At 68.5% G+C, this 20,042-nt stretch carries 17 protein-coding genes; 12 read left to right on the top strand and 5 right to left on the bottom strand.

What is annotated here, in order from left to right; translation table 11 throughout:
- Positions 1-10: 10 nt before the first annotated feature.
- From sdhA to ITJ61_RS18705, 7 genes are all read left to right on the top strand, one after another.
- Entirely contained in the window at positions 11-1,813 is a 1,803-nt protein-coding gene (sdhA, locus tag ITJ61_RS18735; protein WP_104243062.1) for a succinate dehydrogenase flavoprotein subunit, read from the top strand.
- A 15-nt stretch (positions 1,814-1,828) separates the two neighbouring features.
- Positions 1,829-2,590, top strand: coding sequence for a succinate dehydrogenase iron-sulfur subunit (locus ITJ61_RS18730; protein ID WP_104243064.1), 762 nt, complete (start codon positions 1,829-1,831; stop codon positions 2,588-2,590).
- Positions 2,591-2,712: 122 nt separating this feature from the next.
- Positions 2,713-3,774, top strand: coding sequence for a YihY/virulence factor BrkB family protein (locus ITJ61_RS18725; RefSeq protein ID WP_104243066.1), 1,062 nt, complete (start codon positions 2,713-2,715; stop codon positions 3,772-3,774).
- Between the two features lie 178 nt (positions 3,775-3,952).
- Entirely contained in the window at positions 3,953-4,954 is a 1,002-nt protein-coding gene (gene dhaK, locus ITJ61_RS18720) for a dihydroxyacetone kinase subunit DhaK (RefSeq protein ID WP_194687110.1), read from the top strand.
- Entirely contained in the window at positions 4,951-5,589 is a 639-nt protein-coding gene (gene dhaL / locus ITJ61_RS18715) for a dihydroxyacetone kinase subunit DhaL (RefSeq protein ID WP_104243383.1), read from the top strand. Before dhaK ends, dhaL begins: the two co-directional genes overlap by 4 nt.
- 108 nt (positions 5,590-5,697) lie before the next feature.
- Positions 5,698-6,570 carry a class II fructose-bisphosphate aldolase gene (locus ITJ61_RS18710; RefSeq protein WP_104243070.1) on the top strand — a complete coding sequence of 291 codons (873 nt, stop codon included), beginning with the start codon at positions 5,698-5,700 and terminating at the stop codon, positions 6,568-6,570.
- On the top strand, positions 6,567-7,331 hold the full coding sequence (locus ITJ61_RS18705; RefSeq protein ID WP_104243072.1) for an HAD-IA family hydrolase: 765 nt from the start codon (positions 6,567-6,569) through the stop codon (positions 7,329-7,331). Before ITJ61_RS18710 ends, ITJ61_RS18705 begins: the two co-directional genes overlap by 4 nt.
- Before the next feature lie 146 nt (positions 7,332-7,477).
- Here the strand turns inward: ITJ61_RS18705 and ITJ61_RS18700 are convergent, their stop codons facing one another.
- Positions 7,478-8,230 carry a GntR family transcriptional regulator gene (locus ITJ61_RS18700; RefSeq protein ID WP_219819519.1) on the bottom strand — a complete coding sequence of 251 codons (753 nt, stop codon included), beginning with the start codon at positions 8,228-8,230 and terminating at the stop codon, positions 7,478-7,480.
- 194 nt (positions 8,231-8,424) lie between these two features.
- Here ITJ61_RS18700 and ITJ61_RS18695 point away from each other — a divergent pair, with 194 nt between their 5' ends.
- On the top strand, positions 8,425-10,593 hold the full coding sequence (locus ITJ61_RS18695) for an alpha-ketoacid dehydrogenase subunit alpha/beta (RefSeq protein ID WP_194687109.1): 2,169 nt from the start codon (positions 8,425-8,427) through the stop codon (positions 10,591-10,593).
- 19 nt (positions 10,594-10,612) lie between these two features.
- Positions 10,613-12,001 (top strand): dihydrolipoamide acetyltransferase family protein, encoded by a 1,389-nt coding sequence (locus ITJ61_RS18690; RefSeq protein ID WP_194687108.1) that lies wholly within the window; start codon positions 10,613-10,615, stop codon positions 11,999-12,001.
- 419 nt (positions 12,002-12,420) lie between these two features.
- Here the strand turns inward: ITJ61_RS18690 and ITJ61_RS18685 are convergent, their stop codons facing one another.
- The 3 genes from ITJ61_RS18685 to ITJ61_RS18675 are packed head-to-tail and all read right to left on the bottom strand — an operon-like array spanning position 12,421 to position 16,156.
- Positions 12,421-13,755 (bottom strand): iron-containing alcohol dehydrogenase, encoded by a 1,335-nt coding sequence (locus ITJ61_RS18685; protein ID WP_194687107.1) that lies wholly within the window; start codon positions 13,753-13,755, stop codon positions 12,421-12,423.
- Positions 13,752-14,615, bottom strand: a complete 864-nt coding sequence (locus ITJ61_RS18680; protein WP_104243083.1) for an HAD-IIA family hydrolase — start codon at positions 14,613-14,615, stop codon at positions 13,752-13,754. Before ITJ61_RS18680 ends, ITJ61_RS18685 begins: the two co-directional genes overlap by 4 nt.
- Complete coding sequence (locus ITJ61_RS18675; protein WP_104341829.1) at positions 14,612-16,156, bottom strand: FGGY-family carbohydrate kinase; 1,545 nt, start codon at positions 16,154-16,156, stop codon at positions 14,612-14,614. Before ITJ61_RS18675 ends, ITJ61_RS18680 begins: the two co-directional genes overlap by 4 nt.
- 135 nt (positions 16,157-16,291) lie before the next feature.
- On the opposite strand from ITJ61_RS18675, the gene ITJ61_RS18670 reads away from it, so the two are divergent.
- The 3 genes from ITJ61_RS18670 (at position 16,292) to ITJ61_RS18660 (ending at position 19,136) form a co-directional block, all read left to right on the top strand.
- Positions 16,292-17,323 (top strand): zinc-binding dehydrogenase, encoded by a 1,032-nt coding sequence (locus ITJ61_RS18670; protein ID WP_181065025.1) that lies wholly within the window; start codon positions 16,292-16,294, stop codon positions 17,321-17,323.
- Between the two features lie 181 nt (positions 17,324-17,504).
- Positions 17,505-18,446 carry an AraC family transcriptional regulator gene (locus ITJ61_RS18665; protein WP_104243089.1) on the top strand — a complete coding sequence of 314 codons (942 nt, stop codon included), beginning with the start codon at positions 17,505-17,507 and terminating at the stop codon, positions 18,444-18,446.
- 180 nt (positions 18,447-18,626) lie between these two features.
- Positions 18,627-19,136 (top strand): hypothetical protein, encoded by a 510-nt coding sequence (locus tag ITJ61_RS18660; protein ID WP_194687106.1) that lies wholly within the window; start codon positions 18,627-18,629, stop codon positions 19,134-19,136.
- 69 nt (positions 19,137-19,205) lie between these two features.
- On the opposite strand, the gene ITJ61_RS18655 is transcribed toward ITJ61_RS18660, so the two are convergent.
- On the bottom strand, positions 19,206-19,892 hold the full coding sequence (locus ITJ61_RS18655; protein WP_194687105.1) for a hypothetical protein: 687 nt from the start codon (positions 19,890-19,892) through the stop codon (positions 19,206-19,208).
- Between the last annotated feature and the right edge of the window lie 150 nt (positions 19,893-20,042).

Below are 20,042 nucleotides of genomic sequence, written 5' to 3'. Positions count from 1 at the left end.
CCACAGACATATGGCAGAGAAGCTCGCTCCGACGCGCACCGTCGACGGCGTCCACTACCACCAGCACGAGATCGTCATCGTGGGCGCCGGCGGCGCCGGGATGCGCGCGGCCATCGAGGCCGCGCAGGGCGCTGACACGGCTGTCGTCACGAAGCTCTACCCGACTCGCTCGCACACCGGTGCGGCGCAGGGCGGCATGGCGGCGGCTCTCGCGAACGTCGAGGACGACAACTGGGAGTGGCACACGTACGACACCGTCAAGGGCGGCGACTACATCGTCGACCAGGACTCTGCCGAGATCCTCGCGAAGGAGGCCATCGAGGCGGTCATCGACCTCGAGAACATGGGCCTGCCCTTCAACCGCACCCCGGAGGGCAAGATCGACCAGCGTCGCTTCGGCGGCCACACGCGCGACCACGGCAAGGCGCCGGTTCGCCGCGCCTGCTACGCGGCTGACCGCACGGGTCACATGATCCTCCAGACGCTCTACCAGAACTGCGTCAAGCACAACGTCAAGTTCTTCAACGAGTTCTATGCGCTCGACATCGTCATGACCGAGGTCGACGGCCAGGAGGTCCCTGCGGCCATCGTGGCACTCGAGCTCAAGACGGGCGAGCTGCACGTCTTCCAGGGCAAGGCCTTCATCTTCGCGACCGGCGGCTTCGGCAAGGTCTTCAAGACGACCTCGAACGCGCACACCCTCACGGGTGACGGCATGGGCATCGTCTGGCGCCGTGGCCTCCCGCTCGAGGACATGGAGTTCTACCAGTTCCACCCCACCGGCCTGGCCGGCCTCGGCATCCTCCTCACCGAGGGTGCGCGCGGCGAGGGCGCCATCCTCCGCAACGCCTCGGGCGAGCGCTTCATGGAGCGCTACGCGCCGACCATCAAGGACCTCGCGCCCCGCGACATCGTGGCTCGTTCCATGGTGCAGGAAGTGCTCGACGGCCGCGGCGCCGGCCCGCACAAGGACTACGTGTACCTCGACTGCACCCACCTCGGTGCCGAGGTGCTCGAGACGAAGCTGCCCGACATCACCGAGTTCGCGCGCACCTACCTCGGCGTCGACCCCGTCACCGAGCCGGTACCCGTGTACCCGACCGCGCACTACGCGATGGGCGGCATCCCGACGAACAACGCCGGCGAGGTGCTCTCCGACAACGAGACCGTCATCCCCGGCCTCTACGCGGCCGGCGAGTGCGCCTGCGTCTCGGTGCACGGCTCGAACCGCCTCGGCACCAACTCGCTGCTCGACATCAACGTCTTCGGCAAGCGCAGCGGCCGCAACGCCGTCGAGTACGTCAAGACCGCCGAGTTCGCTCCCCTGCCCGACGACGCAGCGGCGTTCGTCAAGGGCATGGTCGACGACCTGCAGGCATCGACCGGCACCGAGTCGGTCGCCGGCCTGCGTCGTGAGCTGCAGGAGACGATGGACAAGAACGCCCAGGTCTTCCGCACCTCGGAGACGCTGACCGAGGCGACGAAGGTCATCCACTCCCTCCGCGAGCGGTACACCGAGATCTCGGTCTTCGACAAGGGCAAGCGCTACAACACGGAACTGCTCGAGGGCATCGAGCTCGGCTTCCTGCTCGACCTCGCCGAGGTGCTCGTGTACTGCGCCCTCAACCGCGAGGAGAGCCGCGGCGGCCACATGCGCGACGACTTCCCGAAGCGCGACGACGTCAACTGGATGCACCACACCATGGCGTACCTCACGGGCGACCGGAAGTCTCCCGACCCCGCAGACCACATCCGTCTCGACAAGAAGCCCGTGCGCGTGACGCGCTACGAGCCGACCGAGCGCAAGTACTAGGAAGGGCTTCACAGAATGACTGCTGCAACGACTGAAGCACCCGAGGCGCCCATCGAGGCTCCCAAGCCGTTCACGGTGACGCTCAACGTGCGCCGCTACAGCCCCGAGACGGACACCGAGCCGTACTGGGAGGCGTTCGATGTCGAGATGTACCCGACCGACCGCATCCTCGACGCCCTGCACCGCATCAAGTGGGACCAGGACGGCTCGCTCGCGTTCCGTCGCTCCTGCGCACACGGCATCTGCGGCTCCGATGCGATGCGCATCAACGGCCGCAACCGACTCGCATGCAAGACGCTGGTCAAGGACCTCGACATCTCGAAGCCCATCTACGTCGAGGCCATCAAGGGGCTCCCCCTCGAGAAGGACCTCATCGTCGACATGGAGCCGTTCTTCGAGGCGTACCGCGAGGTGCAGCCCTTCCTGAAGGCTCAGGCCGAGCCGGAGAAGGGCAAGGAGCGCTTCCAGTCGATCGCCGACCGCGAGCGCTTCGACGACACCACCAAGTGCATCCTGTGCGCCGCGTGCACCACGTCGTGCCCCGTGTTCTGGACCGACGGCCAGTACTTCGGACCTGCCGCCATCGTGAACGCGCACCGCTTCATCTTCGACTCCCGTGACGAGGACGCGAAGGTCCGCCTCGACATCCTCAACGACCGCGAGGGCGTCTGGCGCTGCCGCACGACCTTCAACTGCACCGAGGCCTGCCCGCGAGGCATCCAGGTGACGAAGGCGATCGCCGAGGTCAAGCAGGCAATGCTGAAGGGCCGCGTCTAGCCACGACGTCAGCACCAGCGAAAGGGAGCAGCCGTACTCGGCTGCTCCCTTTCTCGCGTGGAGGTGGTGGCCGAGCGCGCGCCCTCCCCGCCGAGGGCACCGCGCGCGCCTAGCCTGCCTCTATGACCACCCCCGGGGCAGCCCATGAGACCAGCGTCGTCAAGGAACGGACGGCTCCGGATGCGCGAGACCCCCGTAAGCCAGACGGGCTGAGGAACGTGGTCGGCCCGGCCTGGCGGTACATCCTCATGCGCGCCATCCGGGAGTTCCTCCGCGACCGCTGCACGGTCCTGGCCGCGGCGCTCACCTTCTTCATGCTGCTCGGCCTGTTCCCCGCGCTCCTGGCGCTGATGTCGGTCATCGGCCTGTTCGGGCTGACCGACACGGCGGTGTCCTTCATCGACGAGATGTCGACGCACCTCGCCGACCCGACGTTCGCGGAGACGCTGCGGAGCACGGTGCTGCAGCTGGGCGAGTCGCAGGGCGCAGGCACGGCGTTCATCGTCGGTCTGCTCGGCGCACTGTGGTCTGCGTCGGGCTACGTGAACTGCTTCTCGCACGCGATGAACACGGTGTACGAGATCGACGAGGGGCGGCCGTTCTGGAAGCTGCGCCCCACCATGATGCTGTGGACGATCGTGCTCCTGCTGCTCATGCTGGTGATCTTCGCCATCCTCGCCCTCTCGGGACCGGTGGCCTCGGCCATCGGCGGCATCATCGGTCTGGGCGACGCGTCGCTGACCGTATGGAGCTTCGCGAGGTGGCCGATCGTGCTGCTCGTGGTGATCGTGATGATCGCCGTCCTGTTCTACGGCACGCCGAACGTCAAGCTGCCGAAGTTCAAGTGGATGACGCTCGGCGCGTTCATCGCACTCTTCGTGACGGGCATCGCGAGCGCTGGCTTCTTCTTCTACGTGGCGAACTTCAGCAGCTACGAGCGCCTCTACGGCAGCGTTGCCGGTGTCATCGTCGGGCTCCTGTGGCTGTGGATCGTGAACCTCGCCCTGCTCTTCGGTGCGCAGTGCGATGCGGAGATCGAGCGTGTCCGGCAGCTGCGGGGCGGCATCGCGGCGGAGCAGAGCATCCAGCTGCCTCCGCGCGACACCAAGGCCAGCGCCAAGCGCCTGGAACAGATCGAGAAGGACGTCGTTCGGGGGCGCGAGCTGAGGCATCGCGCAGAGTAGCCGACACCCTCCGGCGCACCGTGTGCGCGTGCAACCGGGCTCGAGTTGGACATACTTGTATAGACATGTATGCTGATCTCGCGATCCGGCAAGGTCAACAACATGTACATACTTGAATATGCTTGTATGTACTTGTAGTCACGATCGAGCTGTACGCCACGATGCAAAGGAGCATTCGGTGAAGAAACTGATCAACACACCCGCGACCGTCCTCGACGAGTTCATGCGCGGGTTCGCGCGTGCCAACTCGTCGCTCGTCACGCTGCACACCGATCCCGTGCACTTCTCGAGGGCGGCGCCCGCCGCCTCCCCCAAGGTGGGCGTCATCTCGGGCGGCGGTTCCGGGCACGAGCCGCTCGGCGGAGGCTACGTCGGCGCCGGGATGCTCGACGCAGCCGCACCCGGAGCGTTCTTCAGCTCCCCCACCCCCGACCAGATCCTCGCGGCGACGAGCTCCGCCGATCAGGGCCGCGGCGTCGTCCACCTCGTCCTCAACTACACGGGTGACATCCTCAACTTCGAGGCCGCGGCAGAGCTCGCCGACCTCGCGGGCATCGAGGTCGAGACGGTCGTGCTCGACGATGACGTCGCGGTCGAGGACTCGACCTACACGGCAGGTCGCCGCGGCGTCGCTGGCACGATCGTCACGATGAAGCTGGCCGGGGCCGCAGCCGAACGCGGTGACGACCTCGCCGACGTGGTCCGCATCGCCAAGAAGGCCAACACGAACATGGGCACGATGGGCCTCGCGCTCGAAGCGTGCACCGTCCCCACCGTCGGCAGGCCTTCGTTCGATCTCGGACCCAACGAGATCGAGATCGGCATCGGCGTGCACGGTGAGCCCGGGGTTCGACGCGGCGAGATGACGACGGCCGACGAGATCACCGACATCCTCCTCGAGCGTGTGATCAGCGACCTCGAGATCACCTCGGGAGACCGGGTCCTGCTGTTCGTGAACGGCCTCGGAGGGACCCCCCTCTCCGAGCAGTTCATCCTCTTCAACCACGCCGCTGATGTCCTCGACGACCTCGGGGTGACCATCGAGCGCAGCCTGGTGGGCAACTACTTCACCTCGCTCGAGATGAAGGGCGCCTCCATCACCCTCCTGCGCCTCGACGACGAACTCACCGAGCTGTTCGATGCCCCCGTCCACACGAGCGGATGGCGGGCGGGCGCATGACCGACGAACTCGACACCGGCTGGGCGATCGCCTGGGTGCAGGCAGCGGCCGCCGACGTCCTGACGGCACGCACGGAGCTCATCGAGCTCGACAGGGCCATCGGCGACGGCGACCACGGCGAGAATCTGAGTCGGGGTCTCGCAGCCGCGGCGACAGCCGTCGGGGAAGGCACCCCCATCAGCGTCAAGGAGGTGTTCGCCGTCACCGCCAAGACGCTCATGTCGACGGTCGGCGGCGCATCCGGCCCCCTGTACGGCTCGGTCTTCATCGGAGCGGCGAAGTGCTCGACGCTCCCACTCGACGGCGCCGGGGTCGCGACGATGCTCGAGAGCGCGCTCGAGAGCCTCATGAAACGCGGCAAGGCGCACGCCGGCGAGAAGACGATGGTGGACGCCTGGACCCCGGCGGTCGAGGCGGCGAAGGCGGCCGCCGCCGCCGGTGCGGGCCCGGCGGAGACGCTGGCGGCCGCCGCGGAGGCAGCCGCAGCAGGCGCGGTCGCCACGGAGCCGCTCATCGCGACGAAGGGGCGTGCCAGCTACCTGGGCGAGCGCTCGCGAGGGCACCGAGACCCCGGCGCCCAGTCCACGGCGATCATCCTCGCGACCGCCGCCAGCACGGCGGCATCCAGGAGCTGACGAGTGACGGACCAACGCAGGCCCCTCACCCGTGACCTTCCGCATCCACCCGCTCCACGACCGAACCCAGCGGCTTCACGCGCCGACCCAACCACGTAGGAGAACACCATGACCTTCGCAAGCACGCGGCGGCTCGCTGCCGCCGCCCGGGCTGGCGGGTATGCGATCCCCGCCGTCAACATCGTCGACCAGCTGTCGCTGCAGGCCACCGTCGCCGCGGCGCAGGCCGCGAACTCGCCGATCATCCTGCAGACGTCCGTCAAGACCCTCAAGGTCGTCGGCGCCGCGCAGCTCGCCGCCGCCGCGCGCATCGCCGCTGATGCCGTCGACGTGCCGGTCGCACTGCACCTCGACCACTGCCCCGACCGTGCCGTCATCACCGAGGCGATCGCGCAGGGCTGGAGCTCCGTGCTCTTCGACGCCTCCGACCGGGGTCTCGACCAGGCGTGGGCAGAGACCCGCGAGGTCGTCCAGGAGGCGCACGCAGCAGGAGTCGACGTCGAGTCGGAGATCGAGAACATCGTCGGCGTGGAAGACGGCGTCGGCTCGGACGAGGCCACGCACGCCTACTCGGTCGACACCCTGCTCGAGGTGGCGAACGACACGGGCACGGACCTGTTGGCCCCGCAGCTGGGCACGGCGCACGGCCTCTACACCGCGAACCCGACGCTGCTCTTCGACCGGGCGGCCGAGTTCTCGAGCCGCACCGATATCCCGATCGTCCTGCACGGCGGCACCGGCCTCTCGGCAGAGGACTTCGCGCGCTTCATCGCCTCCGGCACCTCGAAGATCAACATCTCCACGGCGCTCAAGCTCGCCTACCTGCACTCGGCGCACCGCCACCTCGTCGCCGCAGAGGCAAGCGGGAAATGGGAGCCGGTGAAGCTCTTCGCGGAACAGGTCGAGGCGGTCACGGCGACCGTCACCGAGCACATCGACCTCTTCGGAAGCCGCGACACTGCGAACGGGGCAGCGGCATGACGCGCGCACTGATCCTCGACTGCGATGGAGTCCTGGCCGACACGGAGCTCGACGGTCACCTCGTCGCCTTCAACCGGGTCTTCGACGAGCTCGGGCTGGGCTTCCAGTGGAGCGCCGACGAGTACGGCGAGCTGCTGCGGGTGGGTGGGGGCAAGGAGCGCTTCAAGGCCTACCTGGGTGAGCATCCCGAGTTCGCCCCCGCTGATTCGGCCGAGCTGGACGCACTCGTCGCGGACGTGCACCAGCGGAAGTCGGCGGCGTACGTGGAGATCATGGGCTCAGGCAGGGTGCCTGGCCGCCCCGGCGTTCGCCGCCTCATCGCGGAGGCGCTGGACGCCGGCTGGGTCGTCGCCGTCGCGTCCACGTCGGCACTCGGCAGCGTGGAGGCCGTGCTCGACACCGTGATCGGTGCGGACCTGCGGTCCCGTCTTGCCGGAGTCTTCGCCGGCGACGTCGTGCCCGCAAAGAAGCCGGCCCCGGACATCTACCTCCTCACGCTCGACACGCTCGGGCTCGCGAAGGACGAGGCGGTCGTCATCGAGGACTCGTGGGGCGGCGCGCAGGCTGCCGCTGCTGCGGGCCTGGCGCACATCGTCACGGTCAGCCACTTCACGGCGGACGACGACTTCCCCGCCGCGACGAGTGTCGTCTCCCATCTCGGCGAGGCCGGCGCCCCGTCGACCACGCTGCGCGGCGCCGACCTCACTCGCGCTGATGGAACCATCACCGTCGCCTCGCTGGAGGCAGCGCTGGCGGCGTGATGCCGTGCGAGGTGCACGAGACCTGACTCTCCGACAGGCGGTGCCCGCAGAGACCCGCACGAAGAAGAACGGGCCCCGACCGAGGATGGATGCTCCTCCCCGGTCGGGGCCCGTTCGTGTCGCTCGCGGCTGCCGCATCCGCTGCGTCAGAGCGAGTAGGAGAACTCCAGCCGGACCTTGTCGCCGCGGAACAGGATGCGCGTGAATTCGAAGGGCGTGCCGTCGTCGTTCGAGATGCGCTGCTCAAGCAGGAGCACCGGGGTGCCGGTTCGCGCCTTGAGGGTCGTGAGTGTGGACTTCGACGGCACCGACGACTCGAGGGTCTCGATGACGTTCGCCATCCGCAGCTGGTGGTTCTCCTCCAGCACCGTGCACAGCTGGCGGGTGACGAGGTCGGCTTCGAGCAGCTTGGGCGCGAGTCGCTCTGGCACGTACGACTCGTGGATGCTGATGGGCTCGTCTTCCGCGTATCGGAGCCTGCGGACCATGAAGAGGCTCTCGGTCTCGCCGATGCCGAGGATCTGGCCGATGCGGCCTCCCCCAGCGATGCGCTCGAGCTCGAGCATCTCGGTGCGGGTCGCGAATCCCTGCTGCTCGAGCTGCTCGCGGATGCCCTGATACGACGGCGACTTCGTGCTGATCTTCTGGTGGGCGACGAACGTGCCCTTGCCGTGGACCCTGAACAGGAGCCCCTCGTCGACGAGCTTGGAGAGCACGTTGCGCGCCGTCATCCGGCTGATGCCGTAGATCTGGTTCAGCTCGTTCTCGGAGGGAATGCGCTGATCAGGCTTCCATTCTCCGCTCTGGATCTTCGAGCGCAGCACGTCAGCGAGCTGCACGTAGAGCGGGACTGCCGCATTTCTGTCGAGCGTCTCTCCGCTGAGTCCTTGATCGGCCACGGTTTCACCAACGTCCTTAGATGCATATACATGTCTAGCCATGTACAGTAGGCTCTGTTCATGGCTCGCCCGGCCAATCCTATGTGAAGCCAGGACCGTGCATGTACAGACAACTGGGAAGCGCAGTGCAGCGCTGTCGCCCAGACAGATGAGCTCCTCACCAGGGAGCTCACGAGCGGAGGATCACACACTCGATGTCTACCATCAAGAACCTCAAGCCGAACGTGAGTTGGGTCCAGCTGGAGACCACCCAGGAGGACTGGGACGACGCAGCCCCGGAGCTCCTGCAGAACTTCGCGGTGCAGCTGCACCTCGTGCGGGCCTTCGAGGAGGAAGTCCTCAACCTCGCCGGCCAGAAGCTCATCAACGGCCCCGCCCACTCCTCGATCGGCCAGGAAGGCGCCGCCGTCGGCTCCTGCGTCCCCCTCACCCCCGCCGACCAGGTCAACGGCTCGCACCGAGGCCACCACCAGTTCCTCGCCAAGGTCTTCGGGTACGTGCAGCCGACGGGCTTCTCCGTCGACGACGAGCTGAGCCCCGAAGTGGTCGACGTGCTCTACCGCAGCCTCGCGGAGATCGCCGGCCTCAAGGACGGCTACTGCAAGGGCCGCGGTGGCTCCATGCACCTGCAGTGGAAGGAAGCCGGCGCTATGGGCACGAACGCCATCGTCGGCGGCGCGGTGCCCTTCGCGACCGGCTTCGCGTGGGCCGACAAGCACGCCGGAACCGACGCGGCCGCCGTCACGTACTTCGGCGACGGCGCGGCGAACATCGGCTCAGTGCTGGAGGCGTTCAACCTCGCCGCCGCCTGGAAGCTGCCGACGCTCTTCTTCATCGAGAACAACCAGTACGCGGTCTCGACGACCGTCGAGGAAGCGACAGGCGAATCCAGACTCTCCGGCCGCGGCCAGGGGTTCGGCATCCGCAGCTGGCGCGTCGACGGACAGGACACGCTCGCCGTCTATCTCGCCACGCAGCAGGCCCTCGAGCACATGCGAGCAGGCGAGGGCCCCGCGATCATCGAAGCGGACACCTACCGGTACTTCCACCAGAACGGCCCATTCCCGGGCAGCGCGTTCGGCTACCGCTCGAAAGACGAGGAGCAGGGCTGGCGCGACCGCGACCCCATCGCGCTCGTCGAGGCGCACCTCGAGCGGCGGGGCATCGCGACGCGTGAACAGCTCGACAGCCTGGCCGGCCGCATCAAGGAGGTCATGACCGAGGTGGGTTCGCGCATCGTCGAACCCGACGCCTCCGGGCGCCCGGGCAAGCTGCAGATCAAGCAGAGCCTGTGGCCGTCGACGGACTTCATCGACATCGGCATCCGCGGCGAGGCCCCGGAGTTCACGGGCGACGTCAAGGAGTGGGGCGACTTCGCCGATGACGAGCTCGAGAAGCGCAAGTTCGTCGACGTCGTCGCGGCCGTCATGGATCGCCGCATGGAGACGGACGACAGCGTCATCGTGCTCGGCGAGGACGTGCACAAGCTCAGCGGCGGTTCCCGCGGCGCTACGAAGGGGCTCGCGGAGAAGTACCCGGGTCGCGTGCTCGGCACCCCGATCAGCGAGGCCGCGTTCACTGGCCTCGGCGGGGGCATCGCGCTCGACGGCCGCTACTACCCCGTCATCGAGCTCATGTACGCCGACTTCCTCTGGGTGGCCGCAGACCAGCTCTTCAACCAGATCGGCAAGGCCCGCCACATGTTCGGCGGCGAGCACGACATGCCGCTCATCCTGCGCATCAAGATCGGCACGTCGACCGGATACGGCTCGCAGCACTCCATGGACCCGGCGGGCATCCTCGCCACTTCCGTGGGATGGCGCATCATCGCCCCATCCACGGCCGTCGACTACGTCGGCCTCCTGAACACGGCCATGCGCACGAAGGACCCGGTCGCCGTGCTCGAGCACGACGCCGACCTGTACAAGACGGAGGGCCTCGCGCCGAAGGATCTCGACTACGAGCTCCCCCTCGGCAAGGCCGCTGTGCGGCGCGAGGGTTCCGGCGTGACGGTCATCTCGTACCTCTCGATGGTGAAGCGCGCGCTGGACGCCGTCGAGGAGTCCGGCGTCGACGGCGAGGTCATCGACCTCCGCTGGCTCGACCGCGCCAGCATCGACTGGGACACGCTCGAGGCGTCCATCAAGAAGACGAACCGCGTCGTCATCGTCGAGCAGGGCGCGCAGGGCACCTCCTACGGCGCTTGGCTCGCAGACGCCATCCAGCAGCGCCTCTTCGACTGGCTCGACGCCCCCGTCGCGCGAGTCCACGGCGGCGAGGCATCCCCGAGCATTTCCAAGGCGCTCGAAGAGGCCGCGAACGCCACGACGGCCGACATCGTCGCGGCCCTCAAGGCCTTCTGAGCGAGAGAGAGAACCTGACATGGCAACATTCCTCAGGATGCCCGGAGTCTCCGCCGACTCCGATGAGGCCGCACTCGAGAACTGGCTCGTCGCAGCCGGCGCCTCGGTCAAGAAGGGCGAAGCCGTCGCCGCCGTGGAGACGGAGAAGGCGGTCGTCGACATCGTCGCAGAGCTCGACGGCGTCGTGCACACGCTCCTCGCCGACGTCGGCGACATGGTTCCCGTCGGGGACCCCATCGCGATCGTGCTCGCAGTCGGCGAGGACCCCTCTGCAGCCGCCGAGCTCGCCGCCCAGCTCAGCGGAACCCCGGCCAGCGCCGAGGTCGTGCCGAGCGCGCCGGCTGCAACCGCAGCGTCTGCGTCCGTCGCCGAAGACGAGGCCGCCCCCGTGAACCCGGATCCAGTGTCGGCCGAGGCGGCGCAGGACGATGCCTCCACGGGCTCAACCGCCGACGCGTCGTGCGCCACCGGCTCGACCGGCAGGTCGTGCGACCCGGGGCCGAAGGGCGGTCGCATCTTCGCGAGCCCCCTCGCTCGTCGCCTCGCGAAGGAGTACGGGCTGTCGATCGAGGACCTCGACGGCACGGGGCCGAACGGGCGGATCGTGCGCGACGATGTCGAACGGGCACGCGCGTCCGCCGCCACCCCGGCCGCAGCCGCTCCCGCACCACAGCGCGCTGCCGCACAGCCGGCACCCACCCCGGCTGCCGACATCGACCTCCCGGAGGGAGGGGAGGCGACGCCGCACAGCAAGCTGCGCAGGCTCATCGCGAACCGCCTCCAGACCTCGAAGCGCGACGCCCCGCACTTCTACCTCGAGGCGACGCTGCGCGTCGACGAGCTGCTTGCCCTGCGCACACAGCTCAACGAGGCGAGCGAGATCCGAATCTCCGTCAACGACCTCTTCGTGAAGGCCGCCGCCCTCGCACTCCGGGACGTGCCCGAGCTCAACGTGATCTGGACGCCGGACGCCGTGGTGTCCTTCGCGACCCAGGATGTGGCGGTCGCGGTGGCCAGCGAGCGCGGCCTCGTGACGCCCGTCATCGCGAACGCCGGGGCGCTCAGCATCGGGGCCCTCGCGGCGAAGGTGAAGGACGCGGTGGCGCGCGCCAACGAGGGCCGGCTCCAGCAGAGCGAGCTGCAAGGCGGCGCCATCTCGGTGACCAACCTCGGCATGTTCGGCGTCGACGCGTTCTCGGCCATCATCAATCCGCCGCACTCCGCGATCCTCGCCGTGGGCGCGGCGCGCAAGGTGCCGGTTGTGCTCGACGACGACACGCTCGGAGTCGGCACCGTCGTCACCGTGACGCTGTCCGTCGACCACAGGCCCGTCGACGGCATCATCGCCGCCAGGTGGCTGGCCAGGCTCCGCGAGCTCATCGAGAAGCCGCTGGGTCTCCTCATCTAGCCCGGGGCTCCTTCCCCGGGCGAGGCCACACCCCGCCAGGGAACCGGCCGAACAGGAGGGGCGGACACCACGCGGTGTCCGCCCCTCCTGCTGTGCGCGCACCCTCGTGGGCGACGGGTCCTGTCGACCCACCCCGCCGCCTTCCACGCTCAGCACCCCCTCGCCAGCCCCCAGCGATCTTCTGACCAACATGAGTGCACGAATCGTGCCTGCCGAGCCTCCGCTGCGCCCGACGCCGTGTTCGTGCACCGATGTTGGTCAGCGTTGACCGAACCCGCCCTGGACCTCACCCGAGCGGCAGGCTGATGCCCGGGATGTGCCACCGGGGCGCGAAGAAGGGCCGGACACCGTGGGATGTCCGGCCCTTCGTCCCTACGCGCCGCGTGGCCCTTTCCCTCGAGAAAGTCGGCGCGGAGTCTCTACAGCCCGCCGCCAGCCGCGTCTGCCCTGGCGATGACCTTGTCCAGGAACTCGTCGGTCCAGGCTCCGCCGACGACGAGGAGGTCTGCCAGCGTCAGCCGATCGCGCATGAACGGCAGCGCGGACAGCGCCCACCTCGCCGTCTCGGCGTCGACGGGCGGCGTCAGCTCGCGGAGGCGAGTCGGCGCACCCCATGCGCGCAGCGTGCCGACGACCGCCTCCGGCGTGACGAGCTGCGCCCGCACCTCGGCGAGCACGCCTGGTGCGAGCCCGTCGCCGCCCTGCCAGAGCGCGCGCTTGCGCTCGACGTTGGCGGCGCACGTGGCGCCCAGGCGGCCGCTCGCATCGACCCGCGACCAGACCTCGCTCACCCGCTCCTCGAGGTCGTCGGGATACGCGGAGCCCGGTGCGAGGCGCACGAGCCCCTCGCTCAGCGCGACATCCCACAGCGCCGCGCTGAGCACCGTCGCGACCCCGACCTGCGCGCCGTGCAGGTCGTGCGGCTGGTCCTGTGCCATGGCGGACATGTCGAGGATGTGGCTGAGGAGATGCTCGTTGCCCGAGAGCGGCGCGGTCGTGCCGAGTGCGCCGATGATGAGGCCGCCGACGGTGAGGGCGTCGACCAGCGCGGGCATGGCGCCGGGGGCGTGCGCCCCGGCGGCGAGGCGAGCGACCGCGTCACGGATCGGCACGAGCGCCGCCGCGTCTGCCCGCGTGCCCTGCAGGGCGGACGCGAGCAGCCAGTCGGCGCCGGAGCAGCCGATGGCAACCGCGTCGCCGACACCGGCGGCCACGAGGCGGGCCGGTGAACGCTCGAGGGCATCCGCGTCGATGAGGAGCGCGTCCGGCCACCGCGTGGGCGTCGTGGACTTCGCCCCGCCGCGCACGAGCACGCTGAGCGAGTCGGCGAAGCCGTTGACGGAGGGCGCGCTCTGCACCGCGACGAGCAGCACCCCAGCTGAGGCGACCGCCTTGCCGAGATCGGTGACGGTGCCGGAGCCGACGGTAACCACCGCCCGCGCTCCATCGACTGCGGACGCTGCGCTCGCGACGGTCGCCTCGTCGAGGACCAGCCCGTGCCCGCCGATCTCCAGGGCCGGGCGGCGCACGAAGTATCCCCCCGCGGCGAGCGCGGCCGTGACCTCCTCCCCGAGCTCGCCCGTCGAGGTGAGCTTCTGCGCGCTGTCCGCGAGCAGCGCGACGTCGGCACCGTCGGGCACGCCGAGGTCTCGCAGCACGCGACCGACCGCGAGGCGCACATCCGCTTCGTAGCGCAGCACCCGGAGCTTGCCGCCGGAGGCCTCGAATGCGTATGCCTGCAGTACTGCCGTCATGCGGCGGCCTCCCGTTCGGTTGTGGTCAGGTCGCGTTCGAGCCTGCTCCAGGCACCTGAGCGGTGCAGGTCCACGAGTTGGTCGATGCCGGACAGCACCACGTGCGGCCGTTCGGCTCCCGGCGCGAGCTCGGCATCGCCGGGCTGCGCCTCGCCGGTGAGCACGAGCGCCGTGCCGGCACCCCAGGCCCTGCCGAACGCCATGTCGGTCGCGAGTCGGTCGCCGACCATCACGGTGCGCTGCGGGTCGAGCCCACGAGCGCCCGCGATGACGTCGAAGAAGTCGACGCTCGGCTTCCCGAAGACCGCGACGCAGCGGGTGCCCGTGCCGGCCTCGATGGCCGCCGTCACGCAGGCCGCGTCCGGCTCCCCTCTGCCGCCCGGGAACGGGCAGTACCGGTCGGGGTTGGTGGCCACGAGCTCCGCGCGCTTGTGCATCCAGATGGCGTCGAACGCGATCTGCAGCTTTCGGTAGTCGAAGTGGCGATCGTAGGAGGCGACGACGAGGTCGATCGCCTCCGGGTCCTCGCTCACGGTGATGCCCGCAGCGATGAGCGCGCCGAGGAGCGGCTGCTCGCCGATGGGGAACACCGTCGCGCCCGGCCGGTGACGGGTGATCCATTCGACGGTGGCCACGAGGCTCGTGTACACGTCGCGCTCGTCGGTGGGGATGCCGAGGGCGGTGAGCTTCTCTGCGTAGTCGCCCGGCGTCTTGGTGGGGTTGTTGCTGCAGAACAGCACCGTGGCTCCCGCCTCCCGGAGCTCGATGACGGTGTCTCGGGCCCCGGGGAGCAGACCACCGCCGAGGTAGATCGTGCCATCGAGGTCGAAGAGGTACGCGTCTGGGACGTCGGCTCTCACTGCTCGTCGGCCCTGGTCGCCGCCTGCAGCTCGTCCCAGATGGGCAGCATCGCGGTGCGGATGCTGCGGTAGACGGGGAAGAAGCGGTCGTAGATCTTCGTGTTGTCGCGGTTGGGCTCGTACGTGCGGACGATGTTGACGGTCGCGTCGGCGCCCTGGGCGTAGGACGCGAAGACGCCGGCTCCGACGCCCGCAACGATGGCGGCGCCCTTGGCGCCGAACTCGGTGCCCGCCGGGACGATGATCGTCCGACCGAGCACGTCCGCGAAGATCTGGCACCAGACGGCGCTGTTCGCACCGCCCCCGGCCATGCGCACGGTCTTGACCTCGGTCGGGATGGAGTCGAGGCAGTCGCGGATGCCGTAGGCGACACCCTCGTAGACGGCGCGCAGCATGTGGCGGCGCGTGTGGGAGCCAGTGATGCCATTGAAGGAGCCGCGGGCGCTGGGCTTCACGAAGGGCGCGCGTTCGCCGCCCGGCGCGAGGTAGCCGTGGTACAGCACGCCCTCGGCTCCGACGGGGGTCTCGGTGACGACCTCGTCGAGGTAATCGAAGATGTCGATGTTCTTGCCGCGGGCTTCGAGCGAGAAGGCGGCGCCGAGCTCGGCGAGGAACCAGTCGAGGTTGGGCGTGCAGAAGTTCATGCCCATGGCGCGAATCCACGTGTCGGGGCTGTGCGGGATGACCCAGCCGGAGTCTGCGGGCTCGAAGCCGTGCTCGAGCGTGTCGGTCGCGACGGTGACGATGCCGGCGGTGCCGATCACGGCCATGCAGTCGCCTGGGCGGGCGACGCCGACGCCGAGCGAGGACGCGGTGATGTCCATCTGGCCCTTGTAGACGGGGGTACCCGCGATGAGTCCGGTGACGCCAGCAGCCTCCTCGGTGATCTCGCCAGCGAGGTCGGTGGAGGACTTGATCTTGGGCAGGACGTGCTTGATATCTTCGATGCCCCACGTGCGCAGGACCTCGTCTGACCATTGGCGGGTGCGTGCGTCGATGCCGGAGAGGCTGGCGTCGGAGGCATCGGTCGAGATGTCGCCGGTGAGGCGGTACTCGATCCAGTCCTTGCACCACAGCTGCGTGGCGCCTTCGAGGAGCTCGCGCTGGTTGTCGCGGCGCCAGCGGAGGATGGCGGAGGCGGTGCCGGCGTATGGGCCGGTGCCGCTGATGTCGAACTGCTTCGTGACGGTGCCGTCGGTGTACCACTCGTCGATGATGCTGCCCGTGCGGCCGTCCGTCCAGAGGATGGCGGGACCGGCCGGCTTGCCGTTCTTGTCGATGAGCCAGCTGCCGTCGCCTTGGCCGGTGACGGAGATCGCGATGATCTCGCGGGGCCGCACCGCGCTGCCGGTGATGGCGTCGCGGATGGCCGTGGTGGCGGCGATCCAGACGGTCTCCATGTCCTCTTCGGCCTCGTAGGACTTCGGGTTCGAGATGGGCACGTTCGCGGCACCTCTGCTGAGCTCCGTGCCGCGTTCGTCGAAGACGGCGGCCTTGATGACGGATGTTCCCGCGTCGATGCCGAGAAGGTACGAGGTCATTGGGGTGTTCCTCTCCATTGAGGTGCCAGTGCTGGCCTATCGCTCGTGACAGTAATACACCTGACCGAACTTGTCTAGCCATGCACAGTCTTGTACATGCTTGTACTTTGCTCCGGTCCTTGCCAGGATCGGAGCATGAAAGCTCTCCTCAAGTTCTCGCCAGCAGCCGGGGCTGTCGAACTGCGCGACGTGAAGGAGCCGAGCATCGCCGACGATGCCGTGCTCATCGACGTGGCCTACGGCGCCGTCTGCGGCACCGACCGGCACGCGATCGACAGCGTCGGCGACCAGCACACCCCGCGCATCCTGGGCCATGAAGCATCCGGCACCATCGCCGCCCTCGGCGACGGGGTCGTGCGTGCCGACCTGCAGATCGGCACTCCGGTCACCTTCGAGACGGATGCCGTGCTCTGCATGCAGTGCACCTACTGCAGGTCCGAGCAGTACAACCGCTGCTCGAAGCGCACGGGCATCGGCACGACGACCGACGGCGCACTGGCGGACCGCATCGCGATGCCCGAACGCGCCGTGCACGCACTGCCACCGGGGGTGGGCCTCCGAGCGGCCGCGCTGACAGAGCCCCTCGCCGTGTCCGTGCACGCCGTCGTCGAGCGCTCCGCACCACTCGCCGGCGAGGTCGTCGTCGTGACCGGGCCTGGGGCGGTCGGGCAGCTGACAGCACTTGTCGCCCTCGCCGTGGGTGCGACGCCCATCCTCGTGGGGCGCAGCCGACATCGGGAGACGCTCGACCGCGCACTGGAGATGGGGATCCCGTACGTCGTGGACAGCGAGCGCGAATCGGTCGTCGAGCTCGTGAGGTCGCTCACGGGCGGACTCGGCGCGGCCGCCGTGTTCGAATGCTCCGGCAGCCCGGAGGTTGCAGAGAGCGCACTCGAGCTGCTCGCGAAGGGCGGTGAGCTCATCATGGTGGCGTTCTACACACGCAATCCGGACTTCGACATCGGCGCCGTCGTGAACCGAGAGCTGACCCTCAAGGGATCACGAGGGAAGCGCCCGTCAAGCTACCGCACGGCACTTCGGCTCATGGGCCAGGGGCGCATCGACACGGAAGCCGTGATCGGGCGCGAGCTCGCCCTGGAGGACTGGCGGGCAGGGATGGATCTCGTCGCGAAAGGCGTCAAGGTCGTCTTCCGCATCCACGACTAAGTGAACGCCATTCACCAAGCTTGGGGAATTCTCCGACAATCGACCCGGGGAATTCGGTGAATTGAATTGCATCCTCTGAAAGCTGCAATCACCCACAAAAAAGTCTCATTATGAAGCCCGCGACACGCCACCGAAGGCGCTCTATCTTGCAATAAACCTCTGGATTCAGAACACTTGTTGCATGGCCGCTCCCCCCGGCGCTCACCGATCCTCGCTGATCCTGAGCTCTCAACGTTCCGTCGTGGACGGAGTCTCGGCGAGCGCGGATGTGGAGACGGGGGTCGGTCGATTCTCGAGCGACGACCGCAACTGGCACCTGTCCGCCGCCGGCGTGGTCTTCGAGAACGGCTGCGTGTTCCGGGCCGAGGTCCGCACGGGACCGGTGCGGATCGAGAACGAGTCAGCGCGACAGCGCATCGTCCTCGGGCTGGTCCGCCAAGGACGACTCACCATCGACCCCACGGGTGCGTCGCACACGATCACGGCCAGCGGGGGCTTCTTCCTGGGGCCGGGAGCGCAGTCCTCGATGAGATTCGAGGAAGCCTCCGCCGTGATCCTCGCGTCGGTTCCCGCCCAGGTCGCGGCCGACCTCGGCGTGCGGGTCTCGAACCACAGCGGCGTGTTGCGCTCCGATACGGCGCTCGCACGCCCTGTGACCTCGTTCCTCGAGGTGCTCGCGCGGCTGGACGAGGATCCGACGGTCCTGTCCTCCTACTTCCTCCAGCAGCTGCTCCACGAGCAGTCGGGTGCGCTCCTGCTGAGCAGCGAGGGCTTCCACGCCGACGTGCAGGTCGGCACCCAGGGCCTCTACCCCCGCGCGCTGGAGCTCATGATCGTGCGACGCGCGGACCCCGACGTCTCGCCGTCGACCATCGCGCGGGATCTGAGTGTCTCCCTGCGGCAGCTCCAGAGGGAGTTCCACACGCACGGGGACGCTCCGGCCTCCGCGCTGCGACGCGCTCGAGCCGAGCTGGCGCACCAGCTGCTCAACGACGAGCGCTACGCGCAGGTGCCGGTCACCCAGCTCGCGGAGCTCTCCGGATTCTCCTCATCGCAGGTCATGCACCGCGTTCTGAAGCGGTATCAATTCAACGCAGTATCCGCTTCGCCCCAGAGCGCGTAGCCCTTCTCGCTGCATTCTGCATACTCTCGCCCTCGACCCGGGCAGGCTGAACGATTCGCGCCGTCTATCCGGCAGAACGCGACGGGATAAGCGCTCATTCCGTGCGCAAAAGCGATTCTTCATTCAATAGCGGGGAGCACTTGCTCGAACAACGTCGTCACTCGCGAGAGGTCTCCCCCCATGACCGATTCTTCCCCCAAAGCACCGAAGACCATTGATCGCCGCAACCTCGTGAAGGGTGCCGCCTGGTCGGTTCCCGTCATCGCGCTGGCGACCGCCGCACCCTTCGCCTCCTCGTCCCAGCTCGTCAACGTCGGCAACTTCCGCGTGGTCGGCGACTGCGGAGTCCTCGCCCTCATCGGCCCCGGGTTCGTGGTCACGGCGGGTGCGCAGCCCCTGCCGATCGGCACCCAGATCGACATCGTCGGCTCGGGTATCGCCAACATCGGCGTCTTCTCCGTCACGGGCGCCACCGCCAACGTCAACGTCCTCAGCGGAAACACGCGCCGGATCACGCTCACGTCGGCACTGCCCGCGAACGCGGCGCTCGAGCTGCGCACCACGCTGTCGATTTCCGTCGCGTTCACGCTCAACGCCACCGCGACGCTCCCGACCGGCTTCACGGCCGGGTCCACCGCGAAGCCGAGCGGCGCGGTCAGCTCGACGCTCGTCCTCTGCAGCGGGACCTGATTCGAACCACCCCTGGAGATTCGGTCCCTCCGCGAACGAGCGACGGAGGGACCGAACTCGACGAGGAGTTCAGTCCTCGCTCTTTCCCCACGCCGTCGGCCTGGGCCCCGATTCCGCTTCCGGGTCTGAGTCCGAGCTCGAGGTCACGGCGTCGAGCAGCACGAGGTCGCTCAGCCGGAGGAGTAGACGGGCATCATCGTCCTGCTGGCCGTGGACGAGCTGCACCACGAGCCTCGACACGGGCCCCCTCCAGGAGAGGCGGAGACTGCGCTGGCGCGACCCCAGGTTGCGGAACGGGTCGGCTTCCGAGCCATCACCCCCGAGGCCGCGTTCACGCTCGAAGGTCAGACCGGAGGAGGTGACGACGATCCGCGCATCCTCGTCATCGACGCCCGGGATCTTCAGCAGGGAGAACGAGACGCCCTGCACCGCTCGGCTGAAGGCGATGCTCAACCGCGTCGCCCTGCTCCCCCGAGCCGGCGGCACAGCAAGATGCCTCCCGACCCCCTTCAGCGCGGTGATCGTCGCCCGCTGCTGAACACCGACGCTGGAGTCGGTTGTGGCGTCGAACTGAAGATCGAGCGGACCGTTGGACGTGGAGGTGAGGACCTTGCCAACGGGCGCGCCGACACGGTAGCGACGCCAGGACACCAGGCTGACGGGCGACGTCGACGAAGAGGGGGTGCGCTGCAGGGCTCGCTGGAGCTTCGGGGGCAGTTCTTCCCCGGCGCGAGGGCCGGTATTCGATGCAGGCAACGGTGGAACGCTTTCAGTGACGGTTGTGATGGCGCGCGAACGCTCGAAGAGGGCGAGGGTTCAGCGCCGCCCAGGGTGGGGTGCGGGCTGGAACTCCCTGCATTCTTCTGCAGCACGGCGTCTCCTCGAGAACCGTGAAAACTTGCCCAA

The organism is Pseudoclavibacter sp. VKM Ac-2888 (assembly GCF_015351285.1).
Lineage (GTDB): Bacteria > Actinomycetota > Actinomycetes > Actinomycetales > Microbacteriaceae > Pseudoclavibacter.
The sequence above is the reverse complement of the archived record's forward strand: the minus strand, read 5'-3'. Positions and strand labels throughout refer to the sequence as shown.

Excerpts from the sequence above, each read along its gene's own strand:
- sdhA (WP_104243062.1), top strand. The coding sequence starts at position 11 with ATGGCAGAGAAGCTCGCTCCGACGCGCACCGTCGACGGCGTCCACTAC.
- ITJ61_RS18730 (WP_104243064.1), top strand. The coding sequence starts at position 1,829 with ATGACTGCTGCAACGACTGAAGCACCCGAGGCGCCCATCGAGGCTCCC.
- ITJ61_RS18725 (WP_104243066.1), top strand. The coding sequence starts at position 2,713 with ATGACCACCCCCGGGGCAGCCCATGAGACCAGCGTCGTCAAGGAACGG.
- dhaL (WP_104243383.1), top strand. The coding sequence starts at position 4,951 with ATGACCGACGAACTCGACACCGGCTGGGCGATCGCCTGGGTGCAGGCA.
- ITJ61_RS18710 (WP_104243070.1), top strand. The coding sequence starts at position 5,698 with ATGACCTTCGCAAGCACGCGGCGGCTCGCTGCCGCCGCCCGGGCTGGC.
- ITJ61_RS18705 (WP_104243072.1), top strand. The coding sequence starts at position 6,567 with ATGACGCGCGCACTGATCCTCGACTGCGATGGAGTCCTGGCCGACACG.
- ITJ61_RS18695 (WP_194687109.1), top strand. The coding sequence starts at position 8,425 with ATGTCTACCATCAAGAACCTCAAGCCGAACGTGAGTTGGGTCCAGCTG.
- ITJ61_RS18690 (WP_194687108.1), top strand. The coding sequence starts at position 10,613 with ATGGCAACATTCCTCAGGATGCCCGGAGTCTCCGCCGACTCCGATGAG.
- ITJ61_RS18685 (WP_194687107.1), bottom strand. The coding sequence starts at position 13,755 with ATGACGGCAGTACTGCAGGCATACGCATTCGAGGCCTCCGGCGGCAAG.
- ITJ61_RS18675 (WP_104341829.1), bottom strand. The coding sequence starts at position 16,156 with ATGACCTCGTACCTTCTCGGCATCGACGCGGGAACATCCGTCATCAAG.
- ITJ61_RS18670 (WP_181065025.1), top strand. The coding sequence starts at position 16,292 with ATGAAAGCTCTCCTCAAGTTCTCGCCAGCAGCCGGGGCTGTCGAACTG.
- ITJ61_RS18665 (WP_104243089.1), top strand. The coding sequence starts at position 17,505 with ATGGCCGCTCCCCCCGGCGCTCACCGATCCTCGCTGATCCTGAGCTCT.
- ITJ61_RS18660 (WP_194687106.1), top strand. The coding sequence starts at position 18,627 with ATGACCGATTCTTCCCCCAAAGCACCGAAGACCATTGATCGCCGCAAC.